Source organism: Plantibacter sp. CFBP 8804 (assembly GCF_014841225.1).
Classification (GTDB): domain Bacteria; phylum Actinomycetota; class Actinomycetes; order Actinomycetales; family Microbacteriaceae; genus Plantibacter; species Plantibacter auratus.
On sequence record NZ_JACYTU010000025.1, the window covers coordinates 1 to 21,983 of the forward strand.

Annotated in this window: 20 protein-coding genes and 1 tRNA gene; 18 read left to right on the forward strand and 3 right to left on the reverse strand. The window is 66.4% G+C overall.

Going from position 1 to position 21,983, the window contains the following annotated elements; all coding sequences use genetic code 11:
- Positions 1 to 46: 46 nt before the first annotated feature.
- From xerD to der, 8 genes are all read left to right on the forward strand, one after another.
- Complete coding sequence (xerD, locus tag IFU11_RS19315) at positions 47 to 982, forward strand: site-specific tyrosine recombinase XerD (RefSeq protein ID WP_086475418.1); 936 nt, start codon at positions 47 to 49, stop codon at positions 980 to 982.
- An 85-nt stretch (positions 983 to 1,067) separates the two neighbouring features.
- Positions 1,068 to 1,943: a ParA family protein gene (locus IFU11_RS19320; RefSeq protein WP_071260744.1), complete on the forward strand. Its 876-nt coding sequence runs from the start codon at positions 1,068 to 1,070 to the stop codon at positions 1,941 to 1,943.
- A 103-nt stretch (positions 1,944 to 2,046) separates the two neighbouring features.
- Positions 2,047 to 2,814, forward strand: a complete 768-nt coding sequence (locus IFU11_RS19325) for a segregation and condensation protein A (RefSeq protein ID WP_371742843.1) — start codon at positions 2,047 to 2,049, stop codon at positions 2,812 to 2,814.
- Positions 2,807 to 3,442 (forward strand): SMC-Scp complex subunit ScpB, encoded by a 636-nt coding sequence (gene scpB, locus IFU11_RS19330; protein ID WP_137241546.1) that lies wholly within the window; start codon positions 2,807 to 2,809, stop codon positions 3,440 to 3,442. Before IFU11_RS19325 ends, scpB begins: the two co-directional genes overlap by 8 nt.
- Complete coding sequence (locus IFU11_RS19335) at positions 3,408 to 4,229, forward strand: pseudouridine synthase (protein ID WP_086475416.1); 822 nt, start codon at positions 3,408 to 3,410, stop codon at positions 4,227 to 4,229. Before scpB ends, IFU11_RS19335 begins: the two co-directional genes overlap by 35 nt.
- Positions 4,226 to 5,326 carry a prephenate dehydrogenase gene (locus IFU11_RS19340; protein WP_159879004.1) on the forward strand — a complete coding sequence of 367 codons (1,101 nt, stop codon included), beginning with the start codon at positions 4,226 to 4,228 and terminating at the stop codon, positions 5,324 to 5,326. Before IFU11_RS19335 ends, IFU11_RS19340 begins: the two co-directional genes overlap by 4 nt.
- An 8-nt stretch (positions 5,327 to 5,334) precedes the next feature.
- Complete coding sequence (gene cmk, locus IFU11_RS19345; RefSeq protein WP_192020003.1) at positions 5,335 to 6,072, forward strand: (d)CMP kinase; 738 nt, start codon at positions 5,335 to 5,337, stop codon at positions 6,070 to 6,072.
- Positions 6,059 to 7,567 (forward strand): ribosome biogenesis GTPase Der, encoded by a 1,509-nt coding sequence (der, locus tag IFU11_RS19350; RefSeq protein ID WP_085514417.1) that lies wholly within the window; start codon positions 6,059 to 6,061, stop codon positions 7,565 to 7,567. The genes cmk and der overlap by 14 nt, the downstream gene beginning before the upstream one ends.
- A 93-nt stretch (positions 7,568 to 7,660) precedes the next feature.
- Here der and IFU11_RS19355 read toward each other — a convergent pair whose 3' ends face one another.
- Positions 7,661 to 8,308 (reverse strand): TetR/AcrR family transcriptional regulator, encoded by a 648-nt coding sequence (locus IFU11_RS19355; RefSeq protein ID WP_159879000.1) that lies wholly within the window; start codon positions 8,306 to 8,308, stop codon positions 7,661 to 7,663.
- A gap of 146 nt (positions 8,309 to 8,454) precedes the next feature.
- On the opposite strand from IFU11_RS19355, the gene IFU11_RS19360 reads away from it, so the two are divergent.
- The 4 genes from IFU11_RS19360 to IFU11_RS19375 all read left to right on the forward strand — a co-directional run bounded on the left by IFU11_RS19360 (position 8,455) and on the right by IFU11_RS19375 (position 13,500).
- A complete protein-coding gene (locus IFU11_RS19360; RefSeq protein WP_192020004.1) occupies positions 8,455 to 9,369 on the forward strand; it encodes an NUDIX domain-containing protein in 915 nt (304 codons plus the stop codon).
- Between the two features lie 100 nt (positions 9,370 to 9,469).
- The gene (locus tag IFU11_RS19365; RefSeq protein ID WP_124769472.1) at positions 9,470 to 9,958 is read left to right on the forward strand and encodes an NfeD family protein; all 489 of its coding nucleotides are present in this window, start codon (positions 9,470 to 9,472) and stop codon (positions 9,956 to 9,958) included.
- 46 nt (positions 9,959 to 10,004) lie between these two features.
- A complete protein-coding gene (locus IFU11_RS19370; RefSeq protein WP_192020005.1) occupies positions 10,005 to 11,525 on the forward strand; it encodes a flotillin family protein in 1,521 nt (506 codons plus the stop codon).
- A gap of 154 nt (positions 11,526 to 11,679) precedes the next feature.
- Positions 11,680 to 13,500: a long-chain-fatty-acid--CoA ligase gene (locus IFU11_RS19375; RefSeq protein WP_192020006.1), complete on the forward strand. Its 1,821-nt coding sequence runs from the start codon at positions 11,680 to 11,682 to the stop codon at positions 13,498 to 13,500.
- Positions 13,501 to 13,580: 80 nt separating this feature from the next.
- Here the strand turns inward: IFU11_RS19375 and IFU11_RS19380 are convergent, their stop codons facing one another.
- On the reverse strand, positions 13,581 to 13,781 hold the full coding sequence (locus IFU11_RS19380) for a hypothetical protein (RefSeq protein WP_159878993.1): 201 nt from the start codon (positions 13,779 to 13,781) through the stop codon (positions 13,581 to 13,583).
- A gap of 221 nt (positions 13,782 to 14,002) precedes the next feature.
- On the opposite strand from IFU11_RS19380, the gene IFU11_RS19385 reads away from it, so the two are divergent.
- Positions 14,003 to 14,076 (forward strand) — tRNA-Pro (locus tag IFU11_RS19385).
- Between the two features lie 405 nt (positions 14,077 to 14,481).
- On the opposite strand, the gene IFU11_RS19390 is transcribed toward IFU11_RS19385, so the two are convergent.
- Complete coding sequence (locus IFU11_RS19390; protein WP_192020007.1) at positions 14,482 to 14,688, reverse strand: hypothetical protein; 207 nt, start codon at positions 14,686 to 14,688, stop codon at positions 14,482 to 14,484.
- Between the two features lie 512 nt (positions 14,689 to 15,200).
- Here IFU11_RS19390 and IFU11_RS19395 point away from each other — a divergent pair.
- The 5 genes from IFU11_RS19395 (at position 15,201) to IFU11_RS19415 (ending at position 21,934) form a co-directional block, all read left to right on the forward strand.
- On the forward strand, positions 15,201 to 15,362 hold the full coding sequence (locus IFU11_RS19395; protein ID WP_192020008.1) for a hypothetical protein: 162 nt from the start codon (positions 15,201 to 15,203) through the stop codon (positions 15,360 to 15,362).
- A gap of 150 nt (positions 15,363 to 15,512) precedes the next feature.
- The gene (locus IFU11_RS19400; RefSeq protein ID WP_192020009.1) at positions 15,513 to 17,474 is read left to right on the forward strand and encodes a type I restriction-modification system subunit M; all 1,962 of its coding nucleotides are present in this window, start codon (positions 15,513 to 15,515) and stop codon (positions 17,472 to 17,474) included.
- Entirely contained in the window at positions 17,471 to 18,622 is a 1,152-nt protein-coding gene (locus IFU11_RS19405; protein ID WP_192020010.1) for a restriction endonuclease subunit S, read from the forward strand. The genes IFU11_RS19400 and IFU11_RS19405 overlap by 4 nt, the downstream gene beginning before the upstream one ends.
- The gene (locus IFU11_RS19410) at positions 18,619 to 21,723 is read left to right on the forward strand and encodes a type I restriction endonuclease subunit R (protein WP_192020011.1); all 3,105 of its coding nucleotides are present in this window, start codon (positions 18,619 to 18,621) and stop codon (positions 21,721 to 21,723) included. Before IFU11_RS19405 ends, IFU11_RS19410 begins: the two co-directional genes overlap by 4 nt.
- The gene (locus IFU11_RS19415) at positions 21,716 to 21,934 is read left to right on the forward strand and encodes a helix-turn-helix domain-containing protein (protein ID WP_244631972.1); all 219 of its coding nucleotides are present in this window, start codon (positions 21,716 to 21,718) and stop codon (positions 21,932 to 21,934) included. Before IFU11_RS19410 ends, IFU11_RS19415 begins: the two co-directional genes overlap by 8 nt.
- Positions 21,935 to 21,983 lie beyond the last annotated feature (49 nt).

Here is a 21,983-nt window from a genome sequence, read left to right on the forward strand (position 1 = left end):
GCGCGACAGCGGCGACCCCACGATCGGGCCGGGCGGAGCCTGAGGCGTGGCGCTCGATCGCGCGGTCGCCGACTACCTGCGGCACATCGCGATCGAGCGCGGCCTGTCGGCCAACACGCAGGCCGCCTACCGACGGGATCTCGAGGGCTACCTCGCCTGGCTCGGCGCGCACGGCGTCGTCGAGGCACCGGCCGTCACCGCCGCGCACGTGTCGGAGTACACGGCGTCGCTCCGGACACCCGAGGGGCAGCCGGTGCGCGCGTCCTCGCTCGCCAGGGTGCTGTCGTCGATCCGTGGTCTCCACCGGTTCCTGCTCGACGAGCAGCTCGTCGAGGTCGACGTCGCACGTGAGGTGCGGCCGCCGAAGCTCCCAGGGCGGCTCCCGAAGGCGATCACGATCGACCAGGTCCGCGCGCTGCTCGAGACGACCGACGGCGACGACCTGCTCGCCGTCCGCGACAAGGCGCTCCTCGAACTGCTCTACGCGACGGGTGCCCGCGTCTCCGAGGCCGTCGGGCTGAACGTCGACGACGTCATCGACACCGACATCGTCCGGCTCCTCGGCAAGGGCGGCAAGCAGCGGATCGTGCCGCTCGGCAGCTTCGCCCGTGACGCCGTCGACCGCTACCTCGTTCGCGTCCGGCCGGTCTTCTCCGGCCTCGGCCGGTCCACGCCGGCGCTCTTCCTCGGGCAGCGCGGTGCGCGACTGTCCCGGCAGAGCGCGTGGCTCGTCCTCCAACGCGCCGCCGAGCGCGCAGGACTCGAATCGCACGTCTCGCCGCACACCCTCCGACACTCCTTCGCGACGCACCTGCTGCAGGGTGGAGCCGACGTCCGCGTCGTGCAGGAACTCCTCGGTCACTCCTCGGTGGCGACGACCCAGCTGTACACGCTGGTGACGGTCGACAACCTCCGCGACGTGTACACGCAGTCCCATCCCCGGGCCAGATGGACCACGGGCGGAGCGGCACCGCAGGCCTGACCCGTGGCCCGGTAGACTCGTCACTCGAACGACAGCAAGCGGGAGCGAGGCAACACCGGTGGCCGGTACGAAGCACACGAGCGCAGTGCAGGATTCTGCGCGCAAGACCGCCGCCGAACTGAACCCGAACGGCCCGACCGGCCGCCCGCGTCGTGAGTTCGCGGTGCCGCCCACACTGGCGCAGCACGGTCCGGCACGCATCATCTCGCTCTGCAACCAGAAGGGTGGCGTCGGCAAGACGACGACCACCATCAGTCTGTCCGCCGCGCTGGCCGAATACGGCCGCCGGGTGCTCGTCGTCGACTTCGACCCGCAGGGTGCGCTGTCCGCCGGTCTCGGCATCTCCACCCACGACTCCAACACCGTCTACGACCTGCTGCTCGGCACCGTGAAGGACCCGGCCGAGGTCATCCAGCACACCGCCATCGAGGGTCTCGACGTGCTCCCGGCCAACATCGACCTCTCGGCCGCCGAGGTCCACCTCGTCAACGAGGTCGCGCGCGAGACGATCCTGGCCCGGGTGCTCCGCAAGGTGTCCGACGACTACGACGTCATCCTGATCGACTGCCAGCCCTCGCTCGGCCTGCTCACGGTCAACGCCCTCACCGCCAGCCACGGGGTCCTCATCCCGCTCGAGTGCGAGTTCTTCGCGCTCCGCGGGGTCGCGCTGCTCATCGAGACCATCGACAAGGTGCGCGACCGACTCAACCCGGCGATCGAGCTCGACGGCATCCTCGCCACCATGTACGACTCCCGGACCCTGCACTCGCGTGAGGTCCTCGAGCGCGTCGTCGACGCCTTCGGCGAGAAGGTCCTCGAGACGGTCATCGGCCGGACCGTGAAGTTCCCCGACGCGAGCGTCGCCGGAACCCCGATCACCGAGTTCGCACCGGAGCACGCCGCCGCGAAGGCCTACCGTCAGCTCGCGAGAGAGCTCATCTCCCGTGGCGCGATCGCCTGATCCCGCGCGGACGCCCGTGGCCGTCCTCCCTCCGGCCGGCGACACCGGCTCGCGCTCCGATGAGGCGACGACCGTCGACCCCGCACCGGCACCGTCGTTCCGGGTGTCGTTCGAGGGTTTCGAAGGGCCCTTCGACCTCCTGCTGACCCTCATCGGCAAGCACGAACTCGACATCACCGAGGTCTCGCTCAGCCGCGTGACCGACGAGTTCATCGCCTACCTGCGCACGCTCGAGGCCGACGACGAGCTCGACCAGGCGAGCGAGTTCCTCGTCGTGGCGGCCACCCTGCTCGACCTCAAGATCGCGGGGCTGCTGCCGCAGGGTGAGCTCGTCGACGCGGAGGACGTCGCCCTGCTGGAGGCGCGTGACCTGCTGTTCGCGCGCCTGCTGCAGTACCGCGCGTTCAAGCAGGCGTCGACGTGGTTCGCGGAGCGCCTCGACCTGGAGGCGGCGCGCCACTTCCGGGCGGTCCGGCTGGAGGAGCAGTACCGTCAGCAGACTCCGGAACTCGTCTGGACGCTGACCGCGCAGGACTTCGGCGCACTCGCGACGCTCGCGTTCACGCCGCGCGAGGTGCCGACCGTGGGCCTCGACCACCTGCACGCACCGCTCGTGAGCATCCGGGAACAGGCGGCGCACGTCGTCGCCATCCTGCGCCGCGGCGGGTCACACACCTTCCGCGAGCTCGTGGCCGGTGCGGACCTGAAGGGCGTGGTCATCGCGCGCTTCATCGCCGTGCTCGAACTGTACCGACACGCCGCGCTGTCCTTCGAGCAGATCGAACCGCTCGGCGAACTCACGCTCCGCTGGACCGCCGAGACCTGGAACGACGACAGCCTCGCCAACCTGGGAGCCGATTACGATGCCTGACGCGACACCCGAGTCGATCGAGCGGCCGACGGACGCCGCCCAGGGCCTGCCGGCCGAGCCCGCGCCGGTGCCCGCACCGGACGTCCCGAGGGCGCTCGAGGCGATCCTCATGGTCGCCGACGAACCGCAGAGCCTCGTGAACCTCGCCGCCGCCGTGCACGTCCCGGTCGGGGCCGTCCGACGAGCCATCGCCGAACTGGTCGCCGACTACGACGGCGAACGCGGTGGCGTCCGACGCGGATTCGAACTCCGCGAGGTCGGCGGCGGCTGGCGGATCTACGTCCGAGCCGACTACGACGCGCTCGTCACCGACTACGTCGTGACCCAGAACCCGACGAAGCTGTCTCAGGCTGCGCTCGAGACCCTGGCCGTGATCGCCTACAAGCAGCCGATCAGCCGCGGCGCGATCGCCTCGATCCGCGCCGTCAACGTCGACTCCGTCGTCCGCACCCTCCTCGGGCGCGGACTCATCACGGAGATGTTCACCGACAGTGAGACGGGTGCCATCAACTACGGCACCACCGATCTCCTGCTCACCCAACTTGGTATCAACGCCATCGAGGAGCTGCCGCGGATCTCGCCGTTGCTCGACGATGGCCGGGAAGGATTCGACAGTGACCAGCACTGAATCAGAGGGCATCCGCTTGCAGAAGGTGCTGGCGAACGCCGGCGTCGCCTCGAGGCGCGTGTCAGAGCAACTCATCGAGGACGGCCGCGTGGAGGTGAACGGCGTCGTCGTCACCGAGCTCGGCTCGCGGATCGATCCGGAGCACGACCTCGTGTCCGTCGACGGCAGCGCCATCCAGCTCGACGCCTCGAAGCGCTACCTCATGCTCAACAAGCCGGTGGGCATCTACAGCTCGCTGAAGGACGACCGCGGTCGCCCCGACCTGCGCCGGTTCACCGAGCAGTATGAGGAACGACTCTTCAACGTGGGCCGCCTCGACGCCGAGACGAGCGGTCTGCTCATCCTCACCAACGACGGCGACCTCGCGCACGTGCTCGCGCATCCGTCGTTCGGTGTGCAGAAGACGTACATCGCGAAGGTCACCGGCAAGGTGACCGCGCAGGTCCTCGCGAAGCTGACCGCCGGCATCGAGCTGGAGGACGGACCGATCTCCGCCGACAAGGCACGGCTGCTCGGCACCGAGGACGGGTTCAGCCTCGTGGAGCTCACGCTGCACTCCGGTCGGAACCGCATCGTCCGCCGCATGCTCGACGCCGTCGGCCACCCGGTCGTCGACCTCGTGCGCCGTCAGTTCGGCCCCCTGCACCTCGGGACCCTCGGATCCGGCCAGCTGCGCGAGCTCAGCAAGGACGAACTCGGCGCCATCCTGACCATCGCCCGCGCTCACGGTCCTGAAGCCCGCGCGGCCGACGGCACGGCAGCGGAGGCGTCGGAGCCGACGGCATGAGCGACCTGAGCTCCGCGCCCGCGCGCGTGCAGGGGTCGGTCCGCATCGTCGGAGCCGGCCTCCTCGGCGCGAGCATCGGACTCGCGCTGCGCGCCAAGGGCGTCGACATCATCCTCGACGACGCGTCGCCCAGCCAGTTGCGCCTCGCCATCGACTACGGCGCGGGTCGAGCTGCGGAACCCACCGACGACCCGTCCGTCGTCGTCATCTGCGTTCCACCGGACGTCACCGCCCGCGTCATCGAGGCCGAACTCGCCGCGTTCCCGCGCGCCGTCGTGACCGACGTCGCGAGCGTGAAGCTCGAACCGTACCGGGCACTGCTCGAGCGCGGCGTCGACCTCACCCGGTACATCGGTTCCCACCCGCTCGCCGGCCGCGAGCGCGGGGGAGCGATCTCCGCGAGAGCCGACCTCTTCCTCGGCCGCCCGTGGGTGATCTGCCGCGACGCCGAGACACCCGCCTGGGCACTGTCGCAGGTGGAGGGCCTCGCGCTCGACCTCGGCACCATCCCGATGGAGATGACGCCGGACGAACACGACCGCTTCGTCGCGCTCGTCTCGCACACGCCGCAACTCGTCGCGAGCCTCCTGGCCGCCCAGCTGCAGGACGCCGAGGAGGGCGCCATCCAGCTCGCCGGCCAGGGCCTGCGCGACACCGTCCGCATCGCCTCGAGCGCTCCCGAGCTCTGGGTCCAGATCCTCAGCGCCAACCACGCCGAGGTCCTCCCGGTGCTGGAGCAGCTGTCCACCGACCTCGCGTCGGTCATCTCGGCACTCCGGGACCCGGAGGTGCCCGGCGCTCGCCGCACGATCGCGGACACGATCGCCGCCGGCAACACCGGCGTCGCACGGCTCCCCGGCAAGCACGGCCAGAACCGCCGGTTCGCCAGCATCGTCGTCCTCCTCGACGACCGCCCTGGCCAGCTGGGCGCCCTGTTCACCGAGCTGGGCGAGATCGGCGTCAACATCGAAGACCTGCGTCTGGAGCACTCGCCCGGCGCGAACATCGGTCTCGCGGAGGTCCAGGTCCTCCCCGAGGTGAAGCAGCGCACCGTCGACGACCTCGAGTCGCGCGGTTGGCGCATCGCGGAAGTATAGGAAGAGACATGACCGAACAGCACCCCACCAGCACCGACGCGTCGACGACGCCGGACGCACCCGTCGTGGTCGCGATCGACGGACCGGCCGGCAGCGGCAAGTCCAGCGTGAGCAAGGCCGTCGCCCGCCGGCTCGGCTACCGCTACCTCGACACGGGCGCCTGGTACCGCGCGCTCGCGCTCCACACGCTCGATGCGGACGTCGACCCCGAGGACTCGGCGGCGGTGATCGGCTCGCTCGACGCGTTCGGTGGTGCCTTCACCGTCTCCCTCGACCCGGACGTGACCGCGTTCACGCTCGGGGGTCGCGACGTCACGGACGAGATCCGCGGCCCTCGCGTGACGGCCGTCGTGTCCGCCGTGGCCCGTGTCCCGGAGGTGCGTGCGTGGATCAACGAGACCTTCCGATCGCTCATCGCCGACGTCGACCGCCCGGGCATCGTCGTCGAGGGACGCGACATCACCACGGTGGTCGCACCGGATGCTCAGGCTCGGATCCTGCTCACGGCATCCGAAGCGGCTAGAATGGCCAGGCGTTCAGCGGAATTCGAGAGCCACCCTGCCGGCGACGTCGCGGAACAACTGCAGCGGCGTGATCGGGCGGACTCCAGGGTCGTCGACTTCATGAACGCGGCGGACGGAGTGACCACGGTCGACTCCACGCACATCGACTTCGACGAGACGGTCGACGCGGTCGTCCGCGTCACCGAATCCCTCACAGCAAGGAACTCCCATGGCTCACGATGACGAGCAGTTCGACGGAGGCCCCGACGACCTCGCGGACCGCCTCCAGGACATGGACGAGGAGCTCGCGACCCAGCGGGCCGCGTCCCTCCGCTCCGGCCTGGCCGACTACGACCTCGAGGGCGACGACCTCGACATCCTCGACGGCGCGACGGAGGACCCGGACGAGATCCGCTTCCTACCGGCGCTGCCCGTCGTGGCGATCGTCGGTCGCCCGAACGTGGGCAAGTCCGCGCTGGTGAACCGCATCCTCGGCCGTCGTGAGGCCGTCGTGGAGGACACCCCCGGTGTCACCCGCGACCGCGTGAACTACAAGGCCGAGTGGAACGACCGTCGCTTCACGGTCGTCGACACCGGTGGGTGGGAGCCCGACGCCAAGGGGATCGACGCGTCCGTCGCGGCCCAGGCCGAGATCGCCATCGACCTCTCCGACGTCGTGATCTTCGTGGTCGACGCCATGGTCGGTGCCACGGCGACCGACGAGCAGGTCGTCAAGCTGCTCCGCAAGACCGGACGCCCCGTCTTCCTCGTCGCCAACAAGGTCGACGACGCCCGTCAGGAGCCGGAGGCCGCAGCGCTCTGGAACCTCGGCCTCGGCGAGCCCCACCCGGTCTCCGCGATCCACGGCCGTGGCGTCGCCGACCTCCTCGACAAGATCCTCAAGGTCCTCCCGCAGGTCTCGGCCGTCGCGAAGGACGAGTTCGGCGGCCCCCGCCGCGTCGCGATCCTCGGACGCCCGAACGTCGGCAAGTCCAGCCTGCTCAACAAGACCGCAGGCGAGGAGCGCGTCGTCGTCAACGACCTCGCCGGGACCACCCGCGACCCGGTCGACGAGCAGATCGAGCTCGGCGGCAAGATCTGGCGCTTCGTCGACACCGCCGGCATCCGTCGTCGCGTGCACCTGTCGCAGGGTGCCGACTTCTACGCGTCGCTCCGCACGAGCACGGCGCTCGAGAAGGCCGAGGTGGCCGTCGTCCTCATCGACGTCACCGAGGTGATCAGCGAGCAGGACGTGCGCATCATCGACCTCGTCCTCGAGAGCGGTCGTGCCCTCGTGCTCGCCTTCAACAAGTGGGACCAGCTCGACGACGAACGCCGGAAGTACCTGGAGCGCGAGATCGAACAGGACCTCTCGCACGTGTCGTGGGCGCCGCGCGTCAACATCTCCGCGCGGACGGGCCGCCACCTGGAGCGTCTCGTCCCGGCCCTCGAGGTCGCACTCGAGTCGTGGGACATGCGTATCCCCACGGGCAAGTTCAACGCCTTCCTCGCTGAGCTCACGGCGGCGCACCCGCACCCGCTGCGTGGTGGTAAGCAGCCCCGCATCCTGTTCGGCACGCAGGCCGCGAGCCGTCCGCCGACCTTCGTGCTCTTCACGACCGGGTTCCTCGACCCCGGTTACCGTCGCTACGTGATCCGTCGCCTGCGCGAGATCTGGGGCTTCGAGGGCACGCCGATCAACGTCAACATGCGCGTCCGCGAGAAGCGCCAGCGCTGATCCACCGCGTCCGTCTGCCGGACGGGGAAGACGAAGGCCCGGGACCACTCCATCGAGTGGTCCCGGGCCTTCGTCGTCGTGGTCGAGGCGTGATCAGGAGCGAGCGAGGGCGGACTCGTCCGCGGGCGCCAGGGCGGGCCCGTGTTCGGTCTCGAACGGCCACCAGCTCGGGAGCAGTTCGCGGATGACCTCGAGGAACGACTCGACGTCGCGTGGTGCTGGGGTGTCGAGCCAGACACGGAAGCTCGCGACGGAGCCCGCGGCGACGAAGTGCGCCGCTGATCGCATGAACAACTCGCGCTGTTCCTCGCTCAGGCATTCGGCGTGGGGGAGGGTGATCGCCCCGCGCTCGAAGATGTCGAGCACCGTCGAGGTGAAGACCCGGTTGAGCATGGGCTGCAGACTCGCGCCGATGAGGTCGTCGCCGAGACCGACGCGGTAGATGTCGGCGCGCTCGTCGATGTGGCGGAGCGCGGCGACCGTGGCCCGGGTGATCGCCGCCGGGGCGTCGTCCGCGGAGACGGTCGCCAGATGGGTCATGCTCAGTTCCGTGAGCTCCTCGGCGAGGACCGATTCGAGCAGCTCGCACGGCGCCGCCGCGTGCTGGTAGAAGGTCGATCGGTTGATGCCGGCGCGTGCGGCGATCTCCGAGACGGAGATCTCGGAGGTGGGGCGTTCTGCGGCGAGTTGCAGGATCGTGCGCGCGAGCCGTGCCCGCGTCCGGCGTTGACGTGCATCCATGAGGGTCCTTCACGTGGGTTCGGTGCGGCGGGCGCGAGCGCGGCCGATGCAATACTGGAGTTCAATATATAACATATTCCGCACGTGCGGTGGAGATGACCCAGACCAAGGGGGTGGCGCACAGCGTTTCGTGCCAGGCTGGTCCAATGACTGATGCGCATCCTCCCGGCGACCCCGTCCGGGACGCCGGGGATGCCTGGGTCGAATCCGGCGACGGCCGGAAGTACTGGGGGCGGTTCGGTGCAGCCGGACTCCTGGTGCACGATCGAGAGCGCGGCGTGCTGCTGCAGCATCGGGCCGGTTGGAGCCACTTCGGCGGCACCTGGGGCATCCCGGGCGGTGCGCGTCACCAGTTCGAGAGTGCCGTCGACGGCGCGGTCCGCGAGTCCCACGAGGAGGCGGGAGTCCCCGCCGAGGCGATCGAGTTGCGGTTCGACTCCGTGCTCGATCTCGGGTTCTGGTCGTACACGACGGTGATCGTCGAGGCGGTCCAGCCGTTCGAACCCGTGGTCTCCGACCCGGAGAGCATCGCCCTCGCCTGGGTGCCGCTCGCCGAGGTCGAGACGTTGCCCCTGCACCCCGGCTTCGCCGATTCGTGGCCGGGCCTGCGGTCGCAGCTCGAGCGCCGCGTCACGGTCGTCGTCGACGTCGCGAACGTCGTCGGATCGCGACCGGACGGGTGGTGGAAGGACCTTGCCGGAGCCGCGCAGCGGTTCGTCGCGCGACTCGGCCGCCTCGCGCACGAGGGACTCGACGCCCAGGCGCTCGACCTCGACTTCAACCGCTGGTGGCCGGCCTACGTCGCCGTCGTCGAAGGACAGGCCCGCGGCGTCCACGCCGATGACGACGTGCGAGAGCCCGGTCACGAGCTGCGGGCGGGCGTCTCGGTCGTCGACGCGGCGGGGAGTGGCGACGACGCGATCGTGGACGTCGTCCGTGGGCTCGACGGCGCGGTCGTCGTGGTCACCTCCGACCGTGAGCTGCGGGAACGCGTCGAGGGTCTGGGCGCGACGACGCGCGGTGCCGGCTGGCTGACGGAGCTGCTCGACGAAGTCAGCTGAGGGCAGCGGCAGTCGCTCCACAGGAGCCTGCAGACCGTCGGCGCCGTCACGGGAGACCGCTTTCCCGCACTCCGTCTGGGCGTTCAGTAGGGTTGGTGCCATGACCCTGTTCATCATCGTCGGCGCCGTCGGTCTCGTGATCGTCCTCATCTCCTTGGTCTTCGGTGAGATCTTCGACTTCCTGGACGGGGCGGTCTCGGCCACCGCGCTCGGGAGCGCGTTCACCGTCTTCGGTGCGGTCGGTGCGATCGTGCTCGCGAACGGGCTGCCCGTCTGGTCCGCGTACGTCATCTCGGCCGTCATCGGTGTCCTCGTGCTTGTCGGCGTCCAGCTGATGATCCGGAGTTTCAAGCGCTCGGAGGACGGCACGCCGAGTTCACCGCTCGGTCTCTACGGCGTCGCCCGGTCGACCATCTCGGCCTCCTTCGGCGAGGTGAGCCTCGACGGTCCGCACGAGATCGAGACGCGCCTCGCCTTCTCCGACACCCGGATCGAGACCGGCAGTCGAATCCGCGTGGTCGAGCTCCAGGGCTCCCGCGTCAAGGTCGAACCCGCATCGGGCGGTGCCGCTGCCGACACGCAGCCCTGATTCCATCCATCCACCAGCACGCCCTCGAGGGGAAGGCACCTGCCCTATGGACTTCATCACCACCAACATCACGGTGATCGCCGTGATCGCACTCGTCGTGGTGGCGCTCGCGATCGTCGCGTTCGTCGCCGGACGGATCAAGCGCGTACCGCCGAACCAGGCGCTCGTCATCGTCGGTCGGGGGGCCGGCGCCAAGACGGGCGAGCCCGATGGCGGTCAGCGAGTCGTCATCGGTGGGCGGGTGTTCATCTGGCCGATCCTGCAGCAGGGCTTCCCGATCTCGCTCGAGCAGCGCCAGATCGGCATCGTCGTGGAGGGCGTCGACACCAACTTCATCAAGGTCGCCATCCAGGCGAGCGTGAACTTCAAGGTCTCCGGCACGCCGGAGGGTGTGCGCCGTGCTGCGCAGCGCTTCCTCTCGCAGCAGGGGTCGCTGACGCAGATCATCCAGCAGTCCCTCGAAGGCTCGCTGCGTTCCATCATCGGAAACATGCCGATCAAGGAGATCATCTCCAACCGCAACGCCCTGTCCGAAGCGGTGGTCGAGGCGACCAAGACGGATCTCGCCGAGCAAGGCCTCCAGGTCGACCTGCTGAACATCTCCGACATCTCGACGCCGGGCACCAACTACCTCGCCGACCTCGGTCGAGCGGAGAACGCGCTCGCCCGGCAGAACGCGGAGATCAAGGAAGCCGAGACCGCTCGTGCGTCCGAGTTCGCGCGGATCGAAGCGGCGGAGCAGGTCGCGGAGCGTCAGAAGGCCCTGAGCCTCAAGCAGGCGACCATCAAGGCGGAGACCGACCGCGCGAACGCCGAGGCCGAGGCCTCCGGTCAGCTCGCCACGGCGCAGCAGGACCGCCTGGTCGCGGAGCAGGAGCGTGAGGCGCTCGCCGAGAAGGCGAAGGTGGAGCAGGAGCGCCTCGACATCGAGGTGCGCAAGCCGGCCGAAGCCGACGCGTACGCGACGGTCCAGCGCGCGCAGGCGGCCCGAGATGCGGCCAACGCCGCGACGGAAGCCGATGCGTTCAAGCGGAAGACCATCGCCGAGGCGAACAAGGTCGCGGCGGTGCAGGACGCCCAGGCCGCTGCGGAGTCCGTGCGTCTCGCCGGTACCGCTGAGCGCGACAAGCAGATCGCGCTGGCCGAGGGTATCCGCGCCCAGGGTGACGCCAAGGCGTCGGCCGTGGCCGCGGAGGGTCTGGCGGAGGCCGAGGCGATCGACGCGAAGGCGGAGGCACTGAAGAAGTACGGTGAGGCCGGGCTCGCGTCCGAGATCATCGCCCGTCTGCCCGAGATCACGCGAGCCGTGTCCGAGCCGCTCGGCAACATCTCGAATCTCACGGTCATCTCGACCGAGGGTGCGTCGGCCGTCACGAAGACGGTCGGTCAGGTCGTCAGCGAGGTGCCGAAGGTCGTCAAGGACATCACCGGGCTCGACCTGTCCGCCCTCCTGGGCGGGGTCGCCGGTGGCGCGCTGGGGGAGAACCTCCAGCAGGCGATGTCCGACAACGCAGCTGCGGCCGCGAAGCGTCAGCCGAAGGCGCCCGCGTCACCCGACGCCGTCTGAGTCGCCGGATCATCGGGAGCCGGTCGCCTTCGGGCGACCGGCTTCTGGCGTTGATCCACGACTCCTCGGGCGATTCACCGGTGTCGCTTTGGAGCTTGTCAAGCGGTCCGGTCGCATCCCCGGTCGGGCATACGCGCCCGCCTAGGGTGGAGGCATGCGTGCGGTGCGCACGGGTGTCATCTGGAGGATCGTCGTGGACCATCGAGGAAACACAGCCGAGCAGCGCGAGGGCGAGCAGTCGTCGGAGCCGACCGAGGCCGGCGAGGCCCAGCGTCAGCGTCTGGCCGAGCGGCCGTGGCTGTCGTCCTACGCCAGTGGCGTGCCCGCCGACATCGACGAGGTCACCGAGACGCTCGTCGACCTGCTCGACACCTCGGTGAAGCGCTGCGGTGATCGCATCGCCCTGGAGTTCTTCGGAGCCGAGACGAGCTACAGCGAGCTCGGTGAACAGGTCGCTCGAGCGGCCGAGGGGCTCCGCAAGCTCGGCGTGAAGCCGGGCGACCGCGTGGCGCTCGTGCTGCCGAACTGCCCGCAGCACGTCGTCGCGTTCTACGCGGCGCTCCGGCTCGGCGCGACGGTCATCGAGCACAACCCGCTCTACACGGCCCGCGAGCTGCGGCATCAGTTCGAGGATCACGGCGCGCACGTCGCGATCGTGTGGGACAAGGTCTACGACCTCGTCGCCGACCTCCCGGCCGACGTGATGCGCGGCCGGATCGTGTCCGTCGACATCACCCAGGCTCTGCCGTTGTCGAAGCGTCTGGCGCTCCGGTTGCCGGTGAAGCGTGCGCGCGAGTCGCGTGCGGCGATGACCGCGACCCCGTCGGCGAAGCACGTGCTCCCGTGGGAGCGGCTGATCGGCGGACGGAAGCTGTCGAAGCGGGTCGTGCGTCCGACGCTCGACGACACCGCGCTCCTGCAATACACGAGTGGGACGACCGGGGCACCCAAGGGTGCCATCCTCACGCATCGCAATCTGCGGGCGAACGCCGAGCAGGGACGCGCCTGGGTGCCGGGGCTGAGCGAAGGTGGCGAGGTCTTCTACGGAGTCCTGCCACTGTTCCACGCGTACGGCATGACGCTGTGCCTCACGTTCGCCATGAGCATCGGGGCGCGGCTCGTGCTGTTCCCGAAGTTCGACCTTGAGCTGGTGCTCACGGCGGCGAAGAAGTCGCCGCCGACGTTCCTGCCGGCGGTGCCGCCCATCTACGACGCGCTGTCGCGTGCTTCGAGCCGCAAAGGCGTCGACCTGACGAGTGTCCGTTTTGCGATCTCCGGGGCGATGAGCCTGCCGGTGTCGACGGTCACGCGGTGGGAGGAGGCGACCGGCGGTCTGCTCGTCGAGGGCTACGGGATGACGGAATCGTCGCCGGTGGCGCTCGGTAATCCGATCGGTCCGTCGCGTCGGCCGGGCACCGTGGGTGTGCCGTTCCCGAGCACCGAGATCCGCGTCGTCGATCCCGAGAACCCGACGGTGGATCGTGCAGCGGGGGAGTCGGGCGAGCTGCTGCTCCGTGGCCCGCAGGTTTTCCAGGGGTACTGGGGTCGTCCGGACGAGTCGCGCGAGGCGTTGCTCGAGGGCGGCTGGTTGCGGACCGGCGACATCGTGACGGTGTCGGTGGACGGCTTCGTGACGGTCATCGACCGGGTGAAGGAGCTCATCATCACCGGTGGGTTCAACGTGAGCCCGTCCGAGGTGGAGGAGACGCTCCTGTCGCACCCGGACGTCGAGTCGGCCGCTGTGGTCGGCCTGCCGCGCGATTCCGGTGGTGAGGACGTGACGGCCGCGGTGGTCATGCGTGCCGGGACGGTGTTCGACGCCGGCTCGTTGCGCGACTACTGCCGGACTCGCCTCACGGCGTACAAGGTGCCGAAGCGGGTCGTGCAGCTCGACGAGCTGCCGACGTCGCTCATCGGCAAGGTGCTGCGCCGCAAGGTGCGCGATCAGCTCGTCGCCGATCGCAAGGCTGAGTAACGCCAGCGTCCGGATGCGTGCCCGGTTCTCCCGGCACGTCGAGGCATGCGTCCTGGAGGCGCTTCGTCGCCCCGCGGTGGTCAGCCGCGGGACTCGGGGTGCAGCCAGTGGCGCACCACGGGGATGAGCAGTGACAACGCGACGAAGGTGATGGCGCCGCCGATGATGGCGTCGTCGATCGGGGTGTTGCGGCTGACCTGCACGAAGCCGGAGACGATCGCGACGGGCAGGGCGGTGAGGGCCGCGACGCGGACCTCTTTCCAGTAGTGGCTGTAGCGCATGGTGGTCCTTCGTCGGGTGACCGGATCGGTCGGATCGTCCTGTCGCGCGGGTGCGGACGAGTCACGGTAGCGTGCCCCGTGTGGGGGTGGGCAGGGGAGACCTCCCACCCGACGAGTGCGGCCTGTCTGGGCCGGGCCGTGGTTGCCAGAGCCGTGTCACGGAGCACCCTCGGAATCCGCTAGACTGTTCGAGTTGTCTTCTCCGCCCGCGGAGATGGCATCGGGCTGTGGCGCAGCTTGGTAGCGCACTTGACTGGGGGTCAAGGGGTCGCAGGTTCAAATCCTGTCAGCCCGACGAAAAGCCCTGATGAGAAGCAATTTTCATCAGGGCTTTGTCGTGTAAACAGTGGGTCAACATGGCCAATGTACCCGCAAATGTACCCGCAAGAATCTCCTAATGACATGCGACAGGCCCGGGGCGTGTGCTGGATCTGCCGTGAGGTTCGTAGCCGTAGATGCGTGTGGATCTCGCTTTTGGGCGCTCAAGGCAGACTTGGTGCACGAGCCGACTGGTTAGTCGAATTGAGTCTGTAGACCTGCCAGTTCTCAGGTGCAAGTAAAGGCGCTGGATCACGCGAATGGGCTGTGTGCCTGGTTGGGTGAGACAAGGCACAACGAGCCGACAAGACAGCTGAAGATCGACGAGACGCCATCCCCGCGCGAACGACGTTGTCAAGGTTGATCGTGAACAGCTCGCCGATCATCGCTGGCCCTCGAACGGATCCACGAGGCTCTGTACCCCATGCTCGGCGCACACGAACGCGATGCGCGCTCCCTGCCCCTCGACGGTGATGCTGGGGTCGGGATAGCAGTCCGCGCCGCACTCGGCGCATGTCCTGTAGTTGTCATCGCTTACCGGCACGCGGATCGGGACACCGTCCGGGCCGTCGAGCTCGTCGTACTCCATGCAACGACTCTACGATCTGTCCGGCGTTTATAGTCGTGCGCCCGGTGGCAACACAAGCGTGCGATGTCCGCTATCCGAACCAACTCCGCTTTGCGCTGCTGAGGGGAGAGGGTGGTCATCATGGTGCATCGGCACTTTCAACCTGCGGTTGAAAGTGCCGATAGTCCCTAACGCGAGTCGGCTGTGCTTGACCTGCAGTGGTGCGCTCTAATGAATCGTGGCATAGCAAACACATAGCTTTGTCCTCGCGAATTGCCGGTGCTCTACGTCATGCCTAGATGTCGAAAAGCACCACCTATACCTACAACTCAACAGGGTGATACCGACAGTGAAGTACTTCAACCGATCCAGCGTGCCAGTGCGCCGGAGTTCCTCGAGCTCTCAAGCTCGGCTGATGACGCTGCTGGCAAGCAGCCTCGCGGCCAGCGTCTTCCTGACGCAAGGGACTGCTGCACGGATAGGAGTCCGTCTTTGTCCTCGCCAATCTGGTGCTCGACTGTGCTCCGCTCTACGTGCACATCTTCGCCTGGGTGCTCAGTGGCGTCAGCGCTGCCAGCTTCGCCTACGTCGCCCTCTCGCTGGTGATCGTGGCGAACTTGCTATGGGACGCCTTCGAGCGCGAAGAGCAGGACATCATCGACGAGAACCCGCCGCGGTTTCCCTCAAGTCAATAGACGTCTCGGGCACTGGTGTAAAGTCCAGCGCTGATTGATGCGAGTGGGGGGACCCGCCCCATTCGCGTGGCCGCTGGTAATGGCCACGCAGGCAATGTAAATTTTCTGATACAAGCTTCGATCTATCGGCACCACCAAAGAAGAGGTTCCATGACCATCACCACGCCCCCGCAGACGCAGCGCGTCGCCACGACAGAGAACGTCGTCTGGGCCACCGCTGACAAGTTCCTGCGCAACGTCGTCGAGGAGACCGAGTACGGCGACTACATCCTTCCCTTCACCGTGCTTCGCCGTCTCGAGTGCTTGCTCGCGGACACGAAGGACGAACTCATCGAGGTCGTCGACGGTCTCGTCGCCAAAGACACCCCGGTTCGATTCATCGACGCAGAAGTCAAGCGCCGTTTCGGCCTGAGCTTCTACAACACCTCGGTACTGAGCCTCAAGGCGATCGCATCGACCGATGATCACGTCGAGGCATCTGTCCTGGACTACATCGCTGGCTTCTCGCACAACATCGCCGACATCTGGACCTCGTTCGAGTTCCCGCGCTTGGTGAAGAAGCTCGCCGACGCCAACCGCCTCCATGCGGTGGTGCGCCACTTCTCGACGCTGGATCTTTCGGCAGAAGCCATGCCGAACACCGCGATGGGTGACCTCTTCGAGAACGTCATGTACCGCGCCTTCGACAAGAAGGGAAAGGCCGCCGGTGCGTTCTACACTCCGCGCGATGCCATCAAGCTGATGGTTGACGTGCTCTTCGCCTCCGACGAGGAGTCGCTGACCGGCCAGAACACCACGCGTTCGATCTATGACCCGACTGCTGGCTCGGGTGGCATGCTGCTGGTCGGCAAGGACCACCTCACCGAGCTGAACCCCGACATCGAGGTCAACCTCTTCGGCCAGGAGCTCATGGACTCAGCCTTCGCCCTCGGCAAGGCTGACCTCCTGATTCAGGGCGGGCTGCCTGATGCGATCCGCCAGGGCGACACGCTCCTGCGCGACGAGTACGCCGACCGCCAGTTCGACTACGTGCTCTCCAACCCGCCCTTCGGCTCCGACTGGGATGTCCAGTACAAGGACGTCCTCGAACAGTCGAAGACCCCGGGGTCGCGCTTCAGCCACGGCCTACCGAGCAAGTCCGACGGCCAGATGCTCTTCCTCGCCCACTGCGCCTCGAAACTCAGCCCTGCTGGCAAGTCCGGCCACGGCGGCCGTGCTGCTGTGGTTTCTAATGCGTCTCCGCTGTTCAACTCCGACAAGGGACCGAACGCGATCCGCCAGTGGCTGTTCGACGAAGACTTGATCGACGCGATCATCGCTCTGCCGACCCAGATGTTCTACGGCACCGGTATCTCCACCTACGTGTGGATCCTGGACACCAACAAAGAAGCTGAGCGAAAGGGCAAGATCCAGCTCATCGACGGTTCAGGCCTCTGGGATCCGATGCGCAAGCCGATGGGCGATAAGCGCCGCACGATGAGCGAGCCCAAACGCAAGCTCGTGCATGAGGCCTACAAGGCCTTCGAGAATGCTGACCCCGCGATCTCGCGTGTGCTCACCAAGGAAGACTTCATGTTCCGTGATGTCACCGTCTTCAAGCAGGCACGTCTCGCGACTGTGTTCTCGGAGGAAGCTCTCGAGGCCATCGCCGAACACAAGAACTACACCGACGCGCACGCCAACATCATCCGTGCCCTCGATGGGGCTGCGTGGAACGACCTGACCACCGTCTTCCCTCAGCGCTGCAAGGCCGCTGGTCTCAAAGCGCCCATCGGACTCGTCAATGCTGTCGCTGATGCGCTCGCCGTCCAAGATGATCAGGCACCTCTGGCCGTCGACCGCAAGGGTAACCCAGTGCTGCTGGATGGCTGGAAGATCACCGAACGCGTACCCATGAGCGAAGACCTCGATGAACACATGGCCCGCGAGGTGCTGCCCTTCGCTGAGGGTGCCGCATGGGATGAATCCAAAGCCAAGCACGGCAACGAGATTCCGTTTACGAGGCTCTTCTACGTACCCGAGGAGCCGCGTGCGCTCGAAGAGATTGATGCCGACGTCTCACGCCTCATGAGCGAGCTCGCAGAGATGTTTCAGGCGGTGCATGAAGGATGACATCGAACAGAATCAAGTTCGTTTCCGAAATAATCGCCGGTCAGTCACCGGCTTCCGCTGACGTTGCCCCGATCAACGCTGGCCAACCGTTCTTGCAAGGTAAAGCTGAGTTCGGTGACCTTCACCCGAAGCCGCGATACGAATGTGCGGTCGCCCCGAAGCAGGCCGTCCGGGGTGATGTGCTCGTCTCTGTTCGCGCGCCGGTGGGCTCAGTCAACATTGCAGACCAGAACTACGGGATCGGTCGTGGTCTTGCGGCGGTGCGTGCAGGTTCGATTGATCCGCGATACCTGCGGTGGGTGATCGAGAATGCAGAACGTTGGCTTCGCACAGAAGCGAACGGTAGCACTTTTGAAGCGATCACAGCTCCGACGCTTGGCAACGTTGGATTCGTGCACAGTAACCTAACTACGCAGCAGCGTATCGCCGACTACCTCGACCGCGAGACCGCCGAGATCGACTCGATGATCGCGGGGATGGACCAGCTGGCGGGAGTATTGGCTGAGCGGCGTGATGCAGTGGTTCTGAAGGAGCTACAGGACATTGAGGTGCGAGCGCAGTTGACTCTCGTCGTGGATGTCATCTCGGGATCTGGTTTCCCTGATAAGTATCAAGGCGTGTCGACTGACGAACTTCCCTTCTACAAGGTCGGGTCTATGTCTTCCGCAGTGAATGGTTATCTAGGCGAGGACGAAAACACGGTGAGTAGAAGCACCGCTGCTGAGCTTGGTGCTCGGGTGATTCCCCCAGGGAGCATCCTGATGGCAAAGATTGGCGCAGCGCTGATGCTTGCTCGCTTCGTGCAGACGACAAAACCGGCATGTATCGACAACAACCTGCAGGCGCTCGTGCCCCGCGAAGGCATTGTTGATCCTCGGTTCCTGGGATACGCAATGACGGAGATCTCAATCCCTTCGCTTGTCAAGAACGGCCCTGTGCCCACAGTCGACGTAATGGGAATGAAGATGACGCATATCGCGTACCCGTCGACTCTCGACGAGCAACAGCGCATCGCCGACCATCTCGATGAAGTGACCGGCAAGATCGACGCCATGTTGGCGAAGGTTGCTGAACTCAAATCCCTCCTCACCGAACGCCGGGCAGCACTCATTACCGATGTTGTGACCGGTCGAAAGGAAGTGGCATGAGCCACGCACAAGTGCTCGAGCACGAATTTGAGTCCAACCTCTGCGACGAACTCGCGCAGCGCGGTTGGCTCTACGAGTGCGCCGGCAGCACCAATGCTGCTGGCTGGGACATTGCCCGGGCAATGGTGCCAGCGGACGTCCTGCACTGGCTGTCGACCCAGTACCCCGACGAGTACGAAAAAGCAGTGCCGTCGGACCTGGCCAACGGCGCACTCGAACTCGCCCAGCACAAGCTCCTGGACCACATCATCAAGGAGCTGGGAAAGACTACCAAGATGGACCCGATCACCGGGCATCCCGTCGGCGGCCTGCTCGGTGTGCTGCGCCGCGGCTTCACCTATGCCCAGGTTGGCCGCCCAGCGGCGAAGTTCGGCCCGCTCATGGAGTTCCCGCCGGAGAACCCGAACCTCGCCAGCGTGATCGAACGCGCGGATGCTGTTCGTTTGCGTGTGCTGCGCCAGGTGCATTTCGACACGCAGACCACGGAGAGCATCGACGTGGTGCTCTGCGCCAATGGCCTGCCGGTCGTCACCCTGGAGCTGAAGACCGACAACACCCAGACGGTCAACCATGCGATCACGCAGTACAAGAATGACCGCGTGCCCGGTCCGACTCGCGCCCTGCTGCAGCCGGGGCGCGCTCTGGTGCACTTCGCGGTCTCCAATGACCTCGTTTACATGACGACCAAGCTCCAGGGCGCTGAGACGGTCTTCTTGCCGTTCAACCGGGGCAGCGACGGCCATGCGGGTAACCCGCCGTCGGATACTGGCTCGGCGTCCAACTACCTGTGGCGCGAGATCCTTGCGCGCCCGACCTTCATGCGCATTCTGAAGAACTTCGCGCTCTTCGAGCCCAACCGGTCGAAGAAGGGTGACGGCCGGCTGATCTTCCCGCGCTTCCACCAGCTGCGGGCCGTTGAGCGCGTCATCGAGGACGTCGAAGCCCGCGGTCCGGGCGGACGCTACCTGATCTGGCATTCAGCGGGATCGGGCAAGACCAAGACGATCGCCTGGCTGTCGCATCGCTTGATCCGCCATGTCGGCGCAGACGCAGCAGCGACCTTCGACTCGGTCATTGTCGTCACCGATCGGACTGTGCTCGATGAGAACGTCCGCGACGACATGAATCTTGTGCAGTCCAGCATGGGCCTTGTCGTCAACATCGGCGATGCGTCCGGGGCGAAATCCGAGCAGGCCAATAAGGCTCTGATCGCCGGTAACCACATCATTACCTGCACCCTCCAGACCTTTCCGCACGTCATGAAGCTCATCGAAGACACCGATGCGCTGCACGGCCGCCGCTGGGCCGTGGTTGCCGACGAGGCGCACTCCTCCCAGTCGGGATCCACCGCGCGCGCCCTGAAGGGTCTGCTGGTCGATCTTGAGCTCGACCCGGATCAGGACATCAGTGCCGATGATTTGCTGGCCGCGACAGATTCCGCGATCGCTGCCAGTGCGAACATCACGTTCATCGCGCTGACGGCAACGCCGAAAGCAAAGACCCTCCGGCTGTTCGGCTCGAAGGTGGACGGCGAAGACCGCTGGGATGCTTTCGACACGTACACGATGGCGCAGGCGATCGAAGAGCAGTTCATCCTCGATGTGCTGACCAACTACTCGACCTACGACATGTTCCTGCGTGTGAAGAACACTCTCGAGGATGAAGACGAGTTCGACGTCGAGACCGGTCGCGCGGTGAAGGACATCGTGCGCTTCGCCCGGCTGCACCCCACGGCCATCGCGCAGAAGGTGCAAGTCGTTGTCGAGCACTTCCGGCGCAACGTCGCCCACATGCTCAGCGGCCAGGCGCGCGCGATGGTCGTCACCTCCGGACGCAAGGAGGCCGTCCTGTGGTCAGAGAAGATGAATGCGTACATCTCCGACAAGGGCTATGCCGGCCTGGAGACCCTGGTTGCCTTCTCCGGCTCCGTCAAGAACGATGCTGGCGAAGAGGTCACCGAGATCTCGATGAACGCGCTCGGCGACGTGGCCAAGGCCTTCCGCGAAGAGGACGAGTACAAAGTCCTGATCGTGGCCAACAAGTTCCAGACCGGATTCGATGAGCCGCGCCTCATGGCAATGTACGTCGACAAGGTGCTCAGCGACATCGCCACGGTTCAGACGCTCTCGCGCCTGAACCGTATGTACCCAGGCAAGTCCGCGCCGATGGTCGTCGACTTCGTCAACACTCCTGAGAACATCCAGAAGGACTTCGCTCGCTACTACACGGACGCGCACGTAGCCGGCGAGGTCGACGCCAACGCACTCTACGAGCTCTCCGAGCGCCTCGACTCTGTGGGCCTCTATACCGAAGCGCAGATGCGCGCGGTTGCGCAGGCCTACATGGACAAGCTGGGCGGTGAGGCTATCCAGCAGGCACTCGGCCCCATCAAATTCGCGTGGAGCAGCGGGCTGCAAAAGGCACGGCTCACCAAAGACAAGACCCGCTACGTAGAGCTGAAGCAGTTCCGGTCGGATGCGATCAGTTACCGCAATGCCTGGCAGTTCCTCTCCCAGATTGTCGACTACGACGACGAGGACCTGCGCTTGCGTGCCATCCTCATGACGCTCCTTGCTCGCAACCTGCACCTGACCCCGGAGGTATACGACAGTAGCTACATGGACGGCGTGCAGCTCGGGGGAGTCAAGCTCGTCCCTGAGGAAGTCAGCGCAGACTACGGCCTGAACCCCACCATCGAGGGAACCGCCATCGAGCTGCCCGCATTCACGACAGAGCCAGGGGGAGTGGGCACCAAGCCGCACGGCCCTCTCGAAGAGGCAATCGAGAAGGTGAATGATCTCTTCGGTGACAAGGGCATCGACGCGGACCCGGGCAGCATTTCCGGCTTCATCACCGCCTATTGGGGCTTCCTCAACGCAGACGAGGAAGCGATCGCAATGGCCAGGAGCAACAACGTCGACCAGCTGAAAGGATCGACCAAGTTTTCCGATGCCAGCGACTACGCCATGTACCAGGCGTTCCAGAACACCGACGAGATCAAGAAGGCGCTCGCCGACCCTGAGATGCTGGCAAACCTTCTGGCCATCACCGCCGAGAAGATGCATGCCGAACACCACAAGACGAAGGACAGCGATGCCTGAGCAGCATGCGGCGATGCTTGAGATCGCCAAGCAGGTGAATGAGGCACGCCAGACGGCGGGATGGAGCCAGAACGAGCTCGCTGACCGGGCTGGGGTATCCCGACCGTCTGTCGTGCGCGTCGAGCGCGGCGACGACGTCAACACTGCGACCCTCAGCAAGATTGCAGAGGTGCTGGGTCTCACCGTGCGGGTGACCTCTCAGCCTGGTTGAGCCAACCTATCCATAACAAGAACCCCTCGGTCATCCTGACCGAGGGGTT